The organism is Ilyobacter sp., from assembly GCF_041583315.1.
GTDB lineage: Bacteria > Fusobacteriota > Fusobacteriia > Fusobacteriales > Fusobacteriaceae > Ilyobacter.
The window spans coordinates 1-1822 of record NZ_JBFHGC010000561.1; the positions used below are offsets into that span (position 1 = coordinate 1).

The 1822-nt window shown below is 32.2% G+C and carries 1 protein-coding gene; it reads right to left on the minus strand.

Annotation, left to right across the window (positions count from 1 at the left end):
* Window positions 1–1530 (minus strand): histidine kinase dimerization/phospho-acceptor domain-containing protein (locus tag ABZA26_RS14215; protein WP_372715148.1); only part of this gene is annotated, 1530 nt, incomplete at its 3' end.
* Between the last annotated feature and the right edge of the window lie 292 nt (window positions 1531–1822).

Below are 1822 nucleotides of genomic sequence, written 5' to 3' on the forward strand. Positions count from 1 at the left end.
ACTGTCCATTATTATTGTTAATGTACCCTGGTTTTTATCCTTCATTGCATTACAGGCATTTGTGCATAGATTTAAAATAACCTGGTGGATCTGTGTTTCATTGGCATAGATATTACCGCAATTTTCTTTTATTTTTTTTATAATTTTTATGTTAGAGGGAAGCATAAATTCAGAAAATTTCAGGGCATCTTCCACCACCTTGTTGACGGGAATGATACTATATTTTATTTTTATATTTTTATCACCGCTGAATATTCTTATCTGGTCTATGATCTCCTGAGCTCTTTTAGAAGAGTTATATATTGCTTCTGCATCTTCATAACTGTCAAGATCTGGGTCTAGGTTTCTGAGGAGTATCTCAGAATGACCCATAATAGGTGTCAGAATATTATTAAATTCGTGAGCGATACCTCCTGTGAGAGTTCCTATGGTTTCGAGCTTTCTCCTGTGGTGAAGCTCTGCATCTTTTTTTCTCAGCTCTTCAGTGGATTTATTGATCTCTCTCAGATAATTTGTTTCCATCTTATAGGCTTCTTTATTTTTTATCATCCGCACAATCCAAAATACGATACATGAAGATATAAGTATGATTATTGTGGAGATGAAAATACTGCTGTAAAGATAGTCTCTTATGGGTTTATTGATTTCATCATATGAGGTTACCACTGATACAATCCAAAAATCATCTGAAAAATTAATTCTTGAAAAAACGTTTATTTTTTTTGTTAACTCCAAAGTATCTTGAGGCCACCAGTAAGAATTATAGACATGAAATCCCTCTTTTTGAGATGTCTGTTTTTTAAATAGACTAGCAATACCAGCGTAGTCGAGATCAGGGTACTTTTTCTTTCTAGATGTGATAACAAAATCTCCTACCTGTCCTTTTGAAGGGTGCATCAGAATTTTACCACTGCTGTTTTTTACCACAGCATATCCGTATTCACCGATTTTTACAGGTTTTAATAGAAGTTCATTCATATTTTCCAGTTTTATCTTTCCGAAGATTATTCCGGAAATTTTATTTTTAATTATGACCGGTTCCACTATATTTATGGAAAGGGTATCATTTCTGTCGTGATAAGGATAGCCTATATATGTTCTTCTGCTTGCTTTGACATAGCTTATTTCATCATAAAAATCATCCCCGGTTACAATAAAGTCTTCTTTTGGATAGTTAAGAAAGAATCTGTTTTTTATTTCCATATAATTAAGATTTGCAACTTCCTCATTCTGATAAAGATAAAATGTTTCCATTGCTTCTAAGATGTACTCTTGGGCAGAGCCTTCCGGGGAGGATTCAATGTGATGTGCTATATCAGCGGCTAAGTTTTTAATTCCTTTTTGCTTTTCATCCATGTATAAATTCAGACTTCTTCCTATTGATTTTGATATTGTCATAAGATGTTTTATCTGTTGTGTCATTATTGTATCCTGGTATTTTAAATAACTTTTATAACTGATTCTGATGACTATTAAAGCTATGGAAACAACGGCTATGATTGACAGGAATTTCAACTTGTTTTTTTTCAAAGGCTTCTCCTTTCAATTCATGGTGATATGTAATATAATGTAGTTATCTGATATATTTTGTATATCAGATTTTTTTAAGAATATTGTATACATATATATTATCATATTTCATCAACCACTTAAAATTAAAAAAATATAAATTGGGGAGGTCTTTTGAAGTGAACAGTTACAAGGTCCTATTAGTAGACGATGATGCAGCCATATGTAAAGTTATAAAAAGAGCTCTAAAGCTTGAAAATATAGATATAATATCAGCATCTAACGGAAAAGAAGCTTACTCTCTAGTGACGTC